This is a genomic window from uncultured Amaricoccus sp., assembly GCF_937891315.1.
Taxonomy (GTDB): domain Bacteria; phylum Pseudomonadota; class Alphaproteobacteria; order Rhodobacterales; family Rhodobacteraceae; genus Amaricoccus.
Genome location: NZ_CALAGI010000125.1, coordinates 22,107 through 35,915 on the forward strand (window position 1 = coordinate 22,107; position 13,809 = coordinate 35,915).

13 protein-coding genes and 1 tRNA gene are annotated in these 13,809 nt (G+C 70.4%); 9 read left to right on the top strand and 5 right to left on the bottom strand.

All coding sequences use genetic code 11. From position 1 onward, the window contains the following. Positions 1 to 3: 3 nt before the first annotated feature. Positions 4 to 1,467, top strand: coding sequence for a cobyric acid synthase (locus tag Q0480_RS11545; RefSeq protein ID WP_299133059.1), 1,464 nt, complete (start codon positions 4 to 6; stop codon positions 1,465 to 1,467). On the opposite strand, the gene cbiB is transcribed toward Q0480_RS11545, so the two are convergent. Then, positions 1,451 to 2,401 carry an adenosylcobinamide-phosphate synthase CbiB gene (gene cbiB, locus Q0480_RS11550; protein WP_299133061.1) on the bottom strand — a complete coding sequence of 317 codons (951 nt, stop codon included), beginning with the start codon at positions 2,399 to 2,401 and terminating at the stop codon, positions 1,451 to 1,453. The two genes, Q0480_RS11545 and cbiB, sit on opposite strands and share 17 nt — an antisense overlap. Positions 2,402 to 2,553: 152 nt before the next feature. On the opposite strand from cbiB, the gene Q0480_RS11555 reads away from it, so the two are divergent. Together Q0480_RS11555 and Q0480_RS11560 are read left to right on the top strand one after the other, a co-directional pair. Beyond that, entirely contained in the window at positions 2,554 to 2,736 is a 183-nt protein-coding gene (locus tag Q0480_RS11555) for a DUF1028 domain-containing protein (protein WP_299133063.1), read from the top strand. Positions 2,737 to 2,791: 55 nt separating this feature from the next. Continuing rightward, entirely contained in the window at positions 2,792 to 4,357 is a 1,566-nt protein-coding gene (locus Q0480_RS11560) for an FAD-dependent monooxygenase (protein WP_299133066.1), read from the top strand. Positions 4,358 to 4,473: 116 nt separating this feature from the next. On the opposite strand, the gene argE is transcribed toward Q0480_RS11560, so the two are convergent. Genes argE through doeA form a run of 3 tightly spaced genes read right to left on the bottom strand, consistent with a single transcriptional unit; the run spans position 4,474 to position 7,813 of the window. Beyond that, positions 4,474 to 5,640, bottom strand: coding sequence for an acetylornithine deacetylase (gene argE / locus Q0480_RS11565; protein ID WP_299133067.1), 1,167 nt, complete (start codon positions 5,638 to 5,640; stop codon positions 4,474 to 4,476). Next, a complete protein-coding gene (gene doeB, locus Q0480_RS11570) occupies positions 5,637 to 6,635 on the bottom strand; it encodes a N(2)-acetyl-L-2,4-diaminobutanoate deacetylase DoeB (protein ID WP_299133068.1) in 999 nt (332 codons plus the stop codon). The genes argE and doeB overlap by 4 nt, the downstream gene beginning before the upstream one ends. Then, positions 6,632 to 7,813 carry an ectoine hydrolase DoeA gene (gene doeA / locus Q0480_RS11575; protein WP_299133069.1) on the bottom strand — a complete coding sequence of 394 codons (1,182 nt, stop codon included), beginning with the start codon at positions 7,811 to 7,813 and terminating at the stop codon, positions 6,632 to 6,634. Before doeA ends, doeB begins: the two co-directional genes overlap by 4 nt. A gap of 132 nt (positions 7,814 to 7,945) precedes the next feature. Here doeA and Q0480_RS11580 point away from each other — a divergent pair, with 132 nt between their 5' ends. The 5 genes from Q0480_RS11580 to Q0480_RS11600 all read left to right on the top strand — a co-directional run bounded on the left by Q0480_RS11580 (position 7,946) and on the right by Q0480_RS11600 (position 12,618). After that, positions 7,946 to 8,164: a hypothetical protein gene (locus Q0480_RS11580; protein ID WP_299133070.1), complete on the top strand. Its 219-nt coding sequence runs from the start codon at positions 7,946 to 7,948 to the stop codon at positions 8,162 to 8,164. A 148-nt stretch (positions 8,165 to 8,312) separates the two neighbouring features. After that, positions 8,313 to 9,419, top strand: coding sequence for an MlaE family lipid ABC transporter permease subunit (locus Q0480_RS11585; RefSeq protein ID WP_299133073.1), 1,107 nt, complete (start codon positions 8,313 to 8,315; stop codon positions 9,417 to 9,419). Further along, the gene (locus Q0480_RS11590; RefSeq protein ID WP_299133075.1) at positions 9,416 to 10,204 is read left to right on the top strand and encodes an ABC transporter ATP-binding protein; all 789 of its coding nucleotides are present in this window, start codon (positions 9,416 to 9,418) and stop codon (positions 10,202 to 10,204) included. Before Q0480_RS11585 ends, Q0480_RS11590 begins: the two co-directional genes overlap by 4 nt. Positions 10,205 to 10,219: 15 nt before the next feature. After that, positions 10,220 to 11,956, top strand: coding sequence for an MlaD family protein (locus Q0480_RS11595; RefSeq protein ID WP_299133077.1), 1,737 nt, complete (start codon positions 10,220 to 10,222; stop codon positions 11,954 to 11,956). 8 nt (positions 11,957 to 11,964) lie between these two features. Continuing rightward, complete coding sequence (locus Q0480_RS11600; protein ID WP_299133079.1) at positions 11,965 to 12,618, top strand: ABC-type transport auxiliary lipoprotein family protein; 654 nt, start codon at positions 11,965 to 11,967, stop codon at positions 12,616 to 12,618. Between the two features lie 57 nt (positions 12,619 to 12,675). On the opposite strand, the gene Q0480_RS11605 is transcribed toward Q0480_RS11600, so the two are convergent. Further along, positions 12,676 to 12,752 (bottom strand) — tRNA-Arg (locus Q0480_RS11605). Positions 12,753 to 12,899: 147 nt separating this feature from the next. Between Q0480_RS11605 and Q0480_RS11610 the strand changes: the two genes are divergently transcribed. Next, positions 12,900 to 13,673 carry a glycosyltransferase family 25 protein gene (locus tag Q0480_RS11610; RefSeq protein ID WP_299133081.1) on the top strand — a complete coding sequence of 258 codons (774 nt, stop codon included), beginning with the start codon at positions 12,900 to 12,902 and terminating at the stop codon, positions 13,671 to 13,673. Positions 13,674 to 13,809: the final 136 nt, after the last annotated feature.

The window sequence follows — 13,809 nt, forward strand, 5'->3', positions numbered from 1 at the left end:
TAAATGCCCGCCCTCACCCTCATGTTCCAGGGCACCGGCTCGGACGTCGGCAAGTCGCTGATCGTCGCCGGCCTCGCCCGCGCCTTCACCGCGCGCGGTCTCCGCGTCCGGCCGTTCAAGCCGCAGAACATGTCGAACAACGCCGCCGTGACGGCGGACGGCGGCGAGATCGGCCGCGCCCAGGCGCTGCAGGCCCGCGCCGCCGGCGTCGCGCCCAGCGTCCACATGAACCCCGTGCTCCTGAAGCCGCAATCCGAGGTCGGCGCCCAGGTCGTGGTGCAAGGCCGCGTCGAAGGCTCGGCCAGCGCCCGCGACTGGCAGAGCCGCAAGGCCGCGCTCCTGCCGCGCGTCCTCGACAGTTTCCGGCACCTCGGCGCCGAGGCCGACCTCGTGCTGGTCGAGGGCGCCGGCAGCGCGTCGGAGATCAATCTTCGCGCCGGCGACATCGCCAACATGGGCTTCGCCCGCGCCGCCAATGTCCCGGTCGTGCTGATCGGCGACATCGACCGCGGCGGGGTGATCGCCAGCCTCGTCGGCACGAGGGCGGTGCTCGACCCCGCCGACGCCGCGCTGGTCGGCGGCTTCATCGTCAATCGCTTCCGGGGCGACCCCGCCCTCTTCGCCGAGGGCATGGCGATGATCGCGGCCCGTACCGGCTGGGCGCCGCTCGGCCTCGTGCCGCATTTCCCCGACGCCGCCCGCCTGCCGGCCGAGGACGCGCTCGCCCTCTCGCGCGAGGCGCCGCGCGCCACCTCCGGCGCACGCGTCCGGATCGCCGTGCCGATCCTGCCGCGCGTGGCGAATTTCGACGATCTCGACCCGCTCGCCGCCGAGCCCGACGTCGAGATCATCCGCCTGCGTCCCGGCGCCGCGCTGCCCGGCGACACCGATCTGGCGCTGCTGCTCGGCTCGAAATCCACCCTCGCCGATCTCCGCGCCCTGCGCGAAGCCGGGTTCGACATCGACCTCGCCGCGCATCATCGCCGGGGCGGCGCCATCCTCGGCCTCTGCGGCGGCTACCAGATGCTCGGACGGGTGATCGCCGACCCGACCGGCGTCGAAGGCCCGCCGGGCAGCGCCCCGGGGCTCGGCCTCCTCGACGTGGAAACCGTGCTCGCCGCCGAGAAGCGGCTGGAGGAAGTCGCCGGCGCCACCCCCGACGGCGCGGCGTTCCGCGGCTATGAGATGCATATGGGCGCGACGACGGGCCCCGACCGCGACCGCCCGTTCGGACGGCTGGCCGACGGCCGGCCCGAGGGCGCGCGCTCGGCCGACGGCCTCGTCGCCGGCACCTATGTGCACGGCCTCTTCGCCGACGACGCCCAGCGCGCCGCCTGGCTCGCCCGCCTCGGCGGCGCGGCGTCGGGGGCGCGCTACGAGGCGGGCGTGGAGGAGGTGCTGGACGCGCTCGCCCGCCATCTCGAAGCCCATATCGACCTCGACGCGCTGCTCAGACTGGCAGGCTGAGGCCCGCGAGCAGGCCGACCAGCAGCGCGTCCGCCGTCCAGTAGAGCCGCAGCGCGCGCCGGATGTCCGCCGCCCCGAGTTCCGGCCGGCCGCCCGCGCCCATCACCGCGTCCTCGACCAGTTCGCCGCCATAGCGCCGGGGGCCCGCGAGTGCGAAGCCGAGCGCGCCGGCCATCGCCGCCTCGGGCCAGCCGGCGTTCGGCGAGCGGTGCCGCCCCGCGTCCCGCCGGACCGCGCGCAGGGCCCCGCGCGGCGAGGCCCCCGGCGTCACGCAGGCCGCGCCGATCAGCAGCGCCGCGGTCAGCCGCGAGGCCGGCAGATTGACCAGATCGTCGAGCCGCGCCACCGCCCAGCCGAAGGCGCGATAGCGTTCCGAGCGGTGGCCGATCATGCTGTCGCCGGTGTTGATCGCCTTGTAGGCCGCGCCGCCGCCAAGGCCGCCGACCCAGAGCCAGAAGACCGGCGCCACTACCCCGTCGGAGAAATTCTCGGCCAGGCTTTCTATCGCCGCCCGCGCGACGCCCGCCGCGTCGAGGCTGTCGGGATCGCGCCCGACGATGCGTGAAACCGCCGCCCGCCCCTCCGGCAAGCCGCGCTCCAGCGCCGTCGCCACCGCCGCCACGTGCGCGCCAAGGCTCCGCTGCGCGATCAGCGTCCCGGCGAGCAGCGCGACGGCCATTTGCCCGAGCCAACCCGGCAAGGCCCGCTCGAGCGCCAGCCCCGGCACCAGCCCGGCCAGCGTCAGCGCCGCCGCCGTCACGATCCCGAGCAGTCGCCGCCGCCGCCCGGGCCCCCGGTTCCACCACCGCTCCAACGCCGAGATCAGGCGGCCGAACCAGGTGACGGGATGACCGATGGCACGGTAGATCGGGTCGGGATAGCCGGTCAGGAGTTCCGCGAGCATGGCAAGCAGCGCGGGCAGAGGCGAAAACATCAGGGGATGCGCCTCCCGCGCGATTTCACGCCGCTCTTACGAAACCGGCGGCGCCGCGCCAAGCCACCACGGACAGGCCCTCGCCCCCGCACCCGCTCGCCTCGCGCCGGCCCGCGCGGTCGCATCCCGCGAACGAAAGCCCGGAGACCGCCATGGCCTTCCCGCTCGCCGCCATCCTGCGACGTACACGTTTCGCCGAATACCGCCAGATCCTCGCCGTTGACCGCGACGGCAATGGTGCGTCGCACTCCGGGCCCAACCTGCTCAGGCTCCGGGCCGAGGCCGCGGACCGCGACGTGGCGGCGGGCGGCGATCTCCTCGCCGGTGACCGTTGACGCCCCGCCCCCGCCCGACGATAGTCCGTGGCGAAAGGCGCGCGGGGAAATTCTCATGGCATCGGCTCTGATCGTCGGCGGCGGCCCCGTCGGCCTGACGCTCGCACTGGCACTCGCCCGGGCCAAGGTCGCGGTACGGATCATCGACAAGGCCGCCGAGCCTTCGCGCTTCTGCCGCGCGATCGGCGTCACGCCACGCACCCTCGAGGTGATGGAGGATCTCGGGCCGACGCGGGACCTGATCGAAGCCGGCCTCTGGCTGACGGGGATGCGCGTCGTCATCACCGGCGACCCGGCCCGTGACGTGGCGGTGAATTTCTCCGACCTGCCCTATTCCGCGTTGGGCGTGCCGCAATATGCGACCGAGGCCGTGCTCGGCGACCATCTCGCGCGCCATGGCGTCGCGGTCGAGCGCGGTGTCGCGCTGACCGGCCTCGACCAGGACGCGGACGGCGTGAATGTCACGCTCGACACGCCGGCCGGGCCGGAGACGGCGCGCTACCCTTGGGTCGTCGGCTGCGACGGCGCGCACAGCACGGTGCGCCGCGCGCTCGGCCTCGGCTTCGAGGGCGACGCCTTTCCGATGGAATTCATGCTCGGCGACGTGGCGATGGACTGGGATCTGCCGCGCGGCATGACCTATCGCGCGATCACGCCGCGCGAGAACGCTCCCCCCGATCTCTTCGTCGCCATTCCGCTGCCCGACCGCGACCGCTACCGCGTGACCATGGTCGCGCCCGACCGGCTGTCCGCGCCCGCCGGGGCCGGCACCGACCACGGCATTCAGTCCGAGCGTCCCGATGCCACGATCGAGGACCTGCGCGAGGTGGCGGCGCGACTGGTGCCCGGTTCGGTGACGCTCAGCGACATGCGATGGTCCTCGATCTTTCGCATCAGCATGCGGCTTGCCTCCGGCTACCGCGTCGGCCGGGCCTTCATCGCCGGCGACGCCGCGCATATCCACCCGCCGACTGGCGGCCAGGGCATGAACACCGGCATCCAGGACGCCTACAATCTCGCCTGGAAGCTTGGGATGGTGATCTCGGGGCGCGCGGACGCGACGCTGCTCGACAGCTACGAGGCAGAACGCCGGCCGGTCGCGGCCGAGGTCGTCGCCCGAACCACCGAGGCGAGCGTCAATCTCGGCCACCCCACCCCCAAGCCCAACCGGCTGGAGGATACCCAGATCCTCGTCTCCTACGCCGGCGGGCCGCTGGCCGAGGGACCGGGGACCGCGACGCTGAAGGCCGGCGACCGCGCGCCGGACCTCCCCGGCCTGCGCCGCTTCGGCGTCGGCTTTCCGCTCCGCCTCTTCGACTTCCTGAAGGGGCCGGACTGGGTGCTGCTCGCGCCGGTCGGCGAGAACACCATGGCCATCGAGGCCGCGGCCACCGCGCTCGGCCCGACCGTCCGGGTGATCGGGGTCAGCCCGGCCGCGCCCGGCGCGCAGCCGCCCCGCGTCACGCTCGCCCATGACGCGGACGGCGGTTTCATGGCCGCCTACGGCGCGACCGGCGCTTGGCTGATCCGCCCGGACAAGTACATCGGCCTCCACTTGCCCGAGCTTTCGGTCGAGGCTGTCCGCGCCTATCTGTCGGCAAGGATCGGCCTCGGCGCCTGAGGACGGCGCGCTGGTCAAATTTCGCCGATTCCGCGGAGGGATATCCCGACACCCGCATCTGGCGCGGCCCGCCTTTGGCACGCCGCGCGGAAGTAGCCGCCCGCGGCCCCCGCGACCTACAAGCCGGCGCGCAGTCGCTCCAGCAGCGCGTCGAGCATGGCGTCGCAGCGGGCGAGCTGCTCGGTTTCGAGATATTCGTCCGCCTTGTGGCCCTGCGCCATCGAGCCCGGGCCGCAGACCACCGTCGGCACCCCGAGCTCGGTGGAGAACAGGCCGCCCTCGGTGCCGAAGGCGACCTTGATCGTGCCATTCGCGCCGGTCAGCGACTTCACGAACCGCACCACGCTGGCGGAGTCCGGCGTATCGAGGCCGGGATAGGCGTTGAACACCTCGATCGTCACGTCGGCTTCCGGGAAACGGGTCCGCGCAATGTCGCGCAACCCGTCCGCCGACCGCCGGATCGGCGCCAGCAGCGTCTCGGGATCGTCCCCGGCGAGATTGCGCAGCTCGAACTCCATCACCGCGAGATTGGGTACGATATTGAGCGCGACGCCGCCGTTGAGCTTGCCGACATGCAGCGTCGAATACGGCACGTCGTAGTCGCCGTCGCGCAATCCCTCCTCGGCCAGCCGCGACTGGTGGGCGCGGATCACCGCCATCAGGTCGGCGGCGAGATGCAGCGCGTTGAGCCCGGTCGGCGCCAGCGCGGAATGCGCCTCGACCCCCTTGCAGATGGCGCGGAGCCCGGTCTTGCCCTTGTGGCCGGTGGCGACATTGAGGCCCGTCGGCTCGCCGACGATGCACATCGCCGGCCGCGCCGGCCCCTGGCGCAGCAGTGCGATCAGCGAATGCGCCCCGAGACAGCCGAGTTCCTCGTCATAGCTCAGCGCCAGATGCAGCGGACTGGCAAGCCTCGTTCCGGCCGCGCGCAGCATCGCGGCGAGCGCGCTGGCGACGAATCCCTTCATGTCCGCCGTTCCCCGGCCATAGAGCCGGCCGCCGCCTTCGGTCAGTGCGAAGGGCGGGCGCGTCCAGTCCTGGCCATCGACGGGCACCACGTCGGTATGGCCCGACAGCATCACCCCGCCCTCCGCGCCGCCGACGCTGGCGAAGAGATTGGCCTTGGAGCCGTCAGCGTTCGGCACCAGGATCGGCTCAATCCCCGCCCCGCGCAGCAACCCCGCGACATAGTCCATCAGCGGCGCGTTCGGGTCGCGGCTGACCGTGGGAAAGGCGATCAGCCGTTCGAGGATTTCGAGTGTCGTCGTGTCTGGACGTGTCATGGCGCCTCCACCGGCACGGCGACGACCGCGGCGCAGTCGCCCATCTGGATCAGGCCCGGAAAATGCCGCGCCGTGAGCAGGCCGTCGAGCCCGGCCGCGATCTCGGTCGGCGCCTCGCCGGTCCGCTCGTAGTCATGGATCCGGGCGACGACTTCGCCCTTCGCCACCACGGCGCCAAGATCGACCATCGGCTCGCAGAGGCCGGCGCGCGGCGCGAAGGCGAAGCAATCGCCGGAGGGCATGTCGAGCCAGCGCGTCGGGCGCGACTCGACCTCGCCTGCGAGGATGCCGGCGTGGCGCAACAGGTCACGGGCGCCGCGGCGGGCGATGGCCACCGTCTCGGCCCGCGCCGCGCCACCGCCGCCGAGCTCGGTTGTCACGAAGACCTTGCCCATCTCCTCGGCGGCGGTGTCGAGCATGCCGACCGCGTCGATCTCCAGCATCCGCATCGACCAGGGCGCGCCGAAGGCGGCGACGGCCGCGAAGCCGGCCGCCTCACGCGCCTTGTCGGGCAGCGCATGCGCGGCGGCGAAAGGCAGGAAATCGAGCGTCCGCCCGCCCGAATGGAAATCGAGCACGAAATCGGCGCGCGGCAGCAGCTCGCGCTGGACGAAATCGGCGATCTTCTCGGTAACCGTGCCGTCGGGGCGGCCGGGAAAGGCGCGGTTGAGATTGCCCCGGTCGATCGGCGAGGTGCGTGTCCCGGCGCGGAAAGCCGGAAAGTTGAGCGCCGGCACGATGACCACGGCGCCGCGCACCGACGCGGGGTCGAGGCTCCGCGCCAGATCGAAGAGCGCGAGCGGCCCCTCGTATTCGTCGCCATGGTTGCCGCCGGTCAGCAGTGCCACCGGCCCTTCGCCGTTCCGGATCACCGTGATCGGGATCATCACCGAACCCCAGGCGGAATCGTCGCGGCTGTGCGGCAGGCGGAGATGCCCGTGCCGCGCGCCGGTCCCGTCGAGATCGATGGTCGGCACGACCGGCGACGGCCTCATTCCTTCACCAGCAGCGCGCGCGGCACGTTGGCCAGGCATTCCACCCCGGTCTCGGTGATCAGGATGCTCTCGGTCAGCTCGAGCCCCATGTCGGCGAGCCAGAGCCCGGTCATGAAATGCAGCGTCATGCCGGGACGAAGCTCCGTCCGGTCGCCGCGGCGCAGGCTCATCGTCCGCTCGCCCCAGTCCGGCGGATAGGAAAGACCGATCGAATAGCCGGTCCGGCTGTCCTTGGCAAAGCCGCGGCGCCCGAGCGCGGCGAAGAAGGCGAGCGCGATATCCTCGCAGAGATTGCCCGGCCGCGCCGCGGCGAGGCCCGCCTCCATCCCTTCGAGCACCGCGGTTTCCGCGTCGAGAAAGGCGCGCGGCGGCTGGCCGAGGAACACCGTGCGCGACAGCGGGCAGTGATAGCGGCGATAGCAGCCGGCGATCTCGAAGAAGGTGCCCTCCCCCGGCCGCATGGGAGCGTCGTCCCAGGTGAGATGCGGCGCGGCGGCGGCGGCGCCCGAGGGCAGCATCGGCACGATCGCCGGATAGTCGCCACCCGCGCCATCGACGCCGCGCAGGCCGGCGTCGTAGATCTCGGCGACGAGGTCGCATTTGCGGATGCCCGGTTCCACCGTCTCGGCGATCCGCGCATGCATCGCCTCGACGATGCGGGCGGCCTGGCGCATGTAGCCGATCTCGGCCGCGCTCTTGACCGCGCGCTGCCAGTTGACGAGGCCGGTCGCATCCGAGAAGCGAGCGTTCGGCAGCCCCCGGACCAGCGCGGCGAAGGCGGCGGCCGAGAACCAGTAATTGTCCATCTCGACTCCGACACGCGCCTCCCCGAGGCCGCGGTCGGTGAGCAGCGCGGCGAGATGGTCCATCGGATGCCGTTCGGTCGACTGAACATATTCGTCCGGATAGCCGAGGATGCTCTCCGGCGCGATCCAGGCGGTGCGCAGCGCGCCCTCGATGTCCATCGCGCGTCCATACCAAAGCGGTCCGTCGGCGAGGCCGAGGATCACCGCCTGATGCACGTAGAAGGACCAGCCGTCATAGCCAGTCAGCCAAGCCATGTTGGACGGATCGCTGACGATGAGAAGCTCCACTCCCCGCGCCTCCATCGCGTGCCGCGTCCGTTCGAGTCGGGTTTCGTATTCGGCGCGGGAAAAGTGGGGAACGGGGCCGGGCATCGGGAACGCACTCCTGTCGGTCGGCGTTACCGTAGCGCCCGGCCGGCCCGCCGCGCAATCGGCTCCGGCGTTGCCATGCGCCCGAGCCCGCGGCCTCGGGGACCGCGAAGCCATTGGCCCAAGGAGGGGACCGTGGAAAACACCGCCGCTCAAGGATCGAGCGTACGGACCGCGCTCGCCATCTGGATCATCGTCGGCGGCGTCGCCGGCTGGCTTGTCAGCGTCATCGTAGGGGGCGGCGGCATGGGGCTGGTCGGCACTGTCGTCCTCGGCATGATCGGCGCGATCGTCGCCGCCATGGTCGGGGCGATCCTGCTCCTGTTGCCCGTTCGCCTGACAAGACGAGCCTGACAACGCCCGGCCACCGCCGCGAACCGCCGGTACGGAGCTGAATTCGATACCCTTCTCGCAGGCGCGGCGCGGGTTGCCTTCGCAGGGGCGGCATGCTCCTATCCCGCCGGGTCAGGACGGACGTAGCGGGATCATGGGCGGCTCCACGGTGAACATCGCTGAGGCGGAGGGAGGCGCGCGCGTCGACCTTTCCGGTCGACTGGTGATGACCACCCTCGCCGATGCCCAACGCGCGCTCGCCGGCCTGCGCGGTCCGGGCGAAGTCACCTTCGACCTTGCGCGGCTCGAGGCGATGGATACCGGTGGCGCCTGGCTGATCGTCGATCTCGGCCGCCGCCTCGAAGGCGAGGGCGTGAAGGTCCGCGTCGAGAATGCGACGGCCCTGCAACAGGCGCTGATCGACACCGTCACCAAGAACCTGCCCGAGGAAGTCGCCCCGCCCCCCGAGATCCGCGGCTTCGTCCCCTGGCTCGCCACTGTCGGCGAGGCGACGGTCGCCAGCTTTCAGAGCGCGATCCAGATGCTCGGCTTCTTCGGGCTCGTGGTCGCCCGCGTCGCGGGCGTGCTGGTCCGGCCCTGGCGATTGCGCTTCACCTCGCTCGTCTATCACATGCAGGAGGTCGGGCTCAACGCCGTGCCGATCGTGGCGCTGATGGCCTTTCTGATCGGCGTCGTGCTCGCCTTCCAGGGCGCGGCGCAGTTGAAACAGTTCGGCGCCGGGATCTTCATCGTCGATCTGATCGCCGTCTCGATCCTGCGCGAGCTCGGCATTCTCCTGACCTCGATCATCGTCGCCGGCCGCTCCGGCTCGGCCTTCACCGCCGCCATCGGCTCGATGAAGATGCGCGAGGAAATCGATGCGATGCAGACCCTCGGCCTCGATTCGACCGAGGTGCTGATCGTCCCCCGGGTCCTCGCGCTCATACTGATGCTGCCGGTGCTCGGGCTGATCGCCAATTTCACCGGGTTGATCGGCGGCGCGCTCATGGCCTGGATCCAGCTCGACATCTCGCCGGAGGTGTTCTTTGGCCGCATGCAGAGTTCGATCGGCGTCTGGCAATATCTGGTCGGCATGATCAAGGCGCCGTTCTTCGCCGCGATCATCGGCGTCGTCGGCTGCTACAAGGGCATGATGGTCGAGGGCAACGCGGAATCGCTCGGGCGGATGACCTCGCAATCGGTGGTGCTCGCCATCTTCGCAGTGATCACCGCCGACGCGCTGTTCTCGATCTTCTTCTCGCTGGTGGACGTATGACCGACGCCTCGCCGCCAGCGAAGCGCGAGGCGCTGATCGAGGTGCGCGGCCTCGTCACCCAGTTCGGTACCCACCGGGTGCATGACGGACTCGATCTCGACGTCTACAAGGGCGAGGTGCTCGGCATCGTCGGCGGCTCGGGCACCGGCAAGTCGGTGCTGCTGCGCGAGATCGTCGGCCTCGTGCGACCGGCGGCGGGCAGCATCCGCGTCTTCGGCACCGACATGCTGAATTCGCCCGATGCCGAGCACAAGGCGGTCGAGCAGCGTTGGGGCGTGATGTTCCAGGATGGCGCGCTCTTCTCGGCGCTGACCGTCGCCGAGAATGTCGAGGTGCCGATCCGCGGCCAGACCACGCTCGACGCCGACACGCGCCGGGCGCTGGCCGAGCTCAAGGTCTCGATGGTCGGCCTGCCGCCAAACGCCTGCGACAAGTTTCCCTCGGAACTCTCGGGCGGCATGCGCAAGCGCGCGGGCCTCGCCCGGGCGCTGGCGCTCGATCCCGAGATCGTCTTCCTCGACGAGCCGACCGCGGGGCTCGACCCGATCGGCGCCGCCGATTTCGACAATCTCATCAAGGAACTGCAGAAAACCCTCGGCCTGACCGTGTTTCTCGTGACCCACGATCTCGACAGCCTGCATGCGATCTGCGACCGGATCGCGGTGCTCGCGGAGAAGAAGGTGCTGGTGACCGGCACCATGGCCGAGATGCTCGAGGTCGATCACCCGTGGGTGCATGCCTATTTCCACGGCCCGAGGGCGCGCGCCGCGCTCGCGTCGGCCTGACTTTTCGGAGCGACGATGGAAACCCGTGCCAACTATGTGCTAATCGGAGCCTTCACGCTCGCCGGTATTCTCGCCGCGCTCGGCTTCTTCATCTGGCTCGCCAACCTGCAGCTCGACCGGCAATACGCCTATTACGACATCACCTTCGACAATGTCTCCGGGCTCAGCGTGGCGAGCGCGGTCAATTTCAACGGTGTGTCGGTCGGCCAGGTCACGCAGATCCAGCTCTACCCCAAGGATCCGGCCAAGGTGCTGGTCCGGGTCCAGGTTGATGCGAATACCCCGATCAAGGCCGACACCACGGCCCAGCTCAAGGCCCAGGGTGTCACCGGCATGTCGATGGTCGAATTGACCGGCGGTAGCTCCGGCGCGCCGATGCTGCGCGACACGGTGGAGGGCGTGCCGCTGATCGAGGGCCAGCGCTCCGTCGTCCAGGCGCTGAGCGAGGACGCGCCGAACCTGCTCGCCGAGGCGCTGAAGCTGATCAAGGATCTGCGCGGCTTCGTCGGGCCCGAAAGCCAGACCTATGTCAGCAGCATTCTCGGCAATCTGGACACCGCGTCCGCCAAGCTCGAGACGGCGCTGAACGATTTCTCGAGCATCACGAACACGGTGTCCGAGGCGACCGGCCAGATCACGAAATTCACCGGACGGCTCGATGCGATCGGCGGTACCGTCGAGACCACGCTCGACAGCGCCAAGGGCACGCTCGACGTTGCCAAGGTCGCCTTCGCCGAGGCGCAGACCACGCTCGCCACCGCGACCACCACGCTGACCAGCGCGGGCGTCACCTTCGACAGTGCCAATGGCGTGATCCGCGATCAGGTGCCGGAGATCGTCACCACGCTGTCGCGCACGGTGACCTCGCTCGACCAGGCGGTGGCGGAGTTCCGCGCCCAGGGGGCGACCGTGATCGCGAGCTTCGGCGACACCTCCGCCGTCGCGACCCAGCGCCTGATCCAGCTCGAAGGCACGCTCGCCGGCATCGACACCACGCTCGACGAGGCGCGCGTGGCGCTGAAATCGGTCGGCGCCACCTCGACCAGCGTGCAGACGCTGATCGACGGCGAGGGCACCGCGCTGGTCAGCGACGCCCGCGGCACGCTCGCCAAGGCCAATGTCTCGATCGACGCGATTAACAAGGTGGTGCTGCAGGATGTGCCGGTCATCGTCTCGGACGTCCGCGCGGCGACCGGCAACGTCAACACGCTCATCGATCAGGTCTCGACCGACATCACCGGCCTCACCGGCGATTTCCGCCCGCTGCTCGCCACCGCCGACAAGACGCTGACGACCGCGACCACGACCTTCGCCGATGCCAGCGCCACGCTGAACCGGCTCGAGACGGCGATGGACACGGTGGAAAGCACGCTGAAGGCCGCCGAGACGACCTTCGTCAGCGCCAATCGGATCATCGACACCGAAGTCGGCCCGACCGCCGCCGATATCCGCGCCTCGGCCGCGAAGCTCAGCGCGTCGGTCGCCGACGTGACGGCCGACATTCCGGCGATCACCGCCGACCTGCGCCAGACGCTGCGACGGGCGAGCGAGGTCATGGCCGAGGTCGATCGGGTGGTCGCCGCCAGCGGCCCGCCCATCACCCAATTCGCCACCTCCGGCCTGCCGCAATTCGTCAACTTCACCCAGGAGGCGCGCAATCTCGTCGCCTCGCTGGAGCGGCTGACCGCGCGGGTCGACCGCGATCCGGCGCGGTTCTTCCTAGGCAATACGCCGCCCGACTTCAGGAGATGAGCCCGAGCATGACGCCGATCCAACTCGCCCGCGCCGCCGCCGTCCGTCTTGTCATCCGCTTCGGCCTGCTCGTCGGCCTCGCGGCGCTCAGCGGCTGCGCCGCGATCTCGACGCTGAACTCCGCCTCGCAGTCGCTCGACACCTTCGATCTCAGCGCGTCGGTCGTGCCGCCGGGCGCGCCCACGCGGTCGAGCCGCGTGCTGCTGGTGGCGACACCCACGGCCTCGAGCGCCATCGCCACCGACCGCATGGTCATCAAGCCGAATCCGTTGCAGATCAAGTACCTGCCCGACGGTCGTTGGGTCGATGCCGCGCCGATGCATGTGCAGGCGCTGCTGATCCGTTCGATCGGCAATTCCGGCGGCGTCGCCTTCGTCGGCGGCGACACGGCGGGGCCGTTACCGGACTATGTGCTGCTGACCGACCTGCAGGCCTTCCAGGCCGAAGTCGGTCCGCCGTCGCAGGTGCTGGTGCGCATGTCGCTGACGCTCGTCCGCGACATCGACCGCCGCGTGATCGCCTCGCGCACTTTCGAGACCACGGTCAATCTCGGCTCGACCGACGCGATGCCCGTCGCCGCCGCCTTCAACGCCGCGATGGCAGGCCTGCTGCGTCAGGCGACGGTCTGGACCGTCTCCGCCATGGGCGGCCGCGTCAGCTGACCCGGCCGCGCGGACCGGACGCCGGTTCGCGTCAAGATCGACGGCTTTGGGATAGGATGGCGACCCCGGAGGGACTTGAACCCCCGACACCCGGTTTAGGAAACCGGTGCTCTATCCGGCTGAGCTACGAGGTCCCGGCCCCTACCTACCTCCGCGCCGCCCGCACGGTCAACCGCGCCCACGCACGAGGATCAACCGCGCCCACGCGCGAGGGCGGTAACCATCTGATAACCCGTGACGGCGATTGTGCGCGCGAAGTGGCACAGCGGGAGACGCGGGCGATGGCCTTTGCCGAACAGACTTCGGAGGCGAAGGAAGGCGGTCTCCTCGCCGTCTTCGACGCGCTCTATGTCATCAACCTGCCGAACCGCGGCGACCGACGGCGCGAGTTCCAGGCGCAGCTCGGCCGGATCGGCCTGTCGCTCGACCATCCTAGGGTGCGTCTCTTCGCCGCGATCCGGCCCGAGGACAAGGGCGGATTTCCCGACATCGGCTCGCGCGGCTGTTTCATGAGCCATCTCGGCGTGATGACCGAAGCCGCCGCCGAGGGGCTCGGCGCCGTCATCGTCTGCGAGGACGACCTCGATTTCTCGCGCGACTTCGTGGCCCGGATGGCGACGATCCTGCCCGCGCTGGAGCGGTTGCCCTGGGACATCGCCTATGCCGGCTTCCAGACCGTGCCGCCGGGCGAGCCGGTGGAAGGGCATCCGGACATCCGCGCAGTGGCGCCCGACCATCCGATCGTCTGCATGCATTTCATGTTCTACCGGGCGCCCGCCCTGACGGCGCTGACCGCCTATCTCAACCGGATGCTCGCCCGGCCTTCCGGCGACCCCGCCGGCGGCCCGATGCATGTCGACGGCGCGCTGTCGCGCTTTCGCGCCGACCATCCCGAGCTTCGCACACTGGTCGTGGTTCCGGCGCTCGGCCACCAGCGCCCGTCGCGGACGGACATCCACGCCCTCGCCTGGTTCGACCGCGCACCGCTGGTCCGCGACGTCGTGACCAAACTCCGCCGCCTGCGCGCCCGCCTGCGCGCGCTAGCAGGCTGCTGAATAGCAGGCTGCTGAAGAAGTCTCTCGCCTCCTTCGGATGGTGGTGATTTTCTGTCTTCAGGCAGGAGGTTGCGATGCCCGGACGAGATGATCGTGATGGGGTCGGTTCAGCCACCTGCGTCTTGACGAGCGTGTG

Bases quoted from the DNA above. Each gene is read 5' to 3' on its own strand.
- Q0480_RS11560 (WP_299133066.1), top strand. From the start codon at position 2,792: ATGGCATCGGCTCTGATCGTCGGCGGCGGCCCCGTCGGCCTGACGCTC.
- Q0480_RS11595 (WP_299133077.1), top strand. From the start codon at position 10,220: ATGGAAACCCGTGCCAACTATGTGCTAATCGGAGCCTTCACGCTCGCC.
- Q0480_RS11555 (WP_299133063.1), top strand. From the start codon at position 2,554: ATGGCCTTCCCGCTCGCCGCCATCCTGCGACGTACACGTTTCGCCGAA.
- cbiB (WP_299133061.1), bottom strand. From the start codon at position 2,401: ATGTTTTCGCCTCTGCCCGCGCTGCTTGCCATGCTCGCGGAACTCCTG.
- doeA (WP_299133069.1), bottom strand. From the start codon at position 7,813: ATGCCCGGCCCCGTTCCCCACTTTTCCCGCGCCGAATACGAAACCCGA.
- argE (WP_299133067.1), bottom strand. From the start codon at position 5,640: ATGACACGTCCAGACACGACGACACTCGAAATCCTCGAACGGCTGATC.
- Q0480_RS11610 (WP_299133081.1), top strand. From the start codon at position 12,900: ATGGCCTTTGCCGAACAGACTTCGGAGGCGAAGGAAGGCGGTCTCCTC.
- Q0480_RS11545 (WP_299133059.1), top strand. From the start codon at position 4: ATGCCCGCCCTCACCCTCATGTTCCAGGGCACCGGCTCGGACGTCGGC.
- Q0480_RS11600 (WP_299133079.1), top strand. From the start codon at position 11,965: ATGACGCCGATCCAACTCGCCCGCGCCGCCGCCGTCCGTCTTGTCATC.
- doeB (WP_299133068.1), bottom strand. From the start codon at position 6,635: ATGAGGCCGTCGCCGGTCGTGCCGACCATCGATCTCGACGGGACCGGC.
- Q0480_RS11590 (WP_299133075.1), top strand. From the start codon at position 9,416: ATGACCGACGCCTCGCCGCCAGCGAAGCGCGAGGCGCTGATCGAGGTG.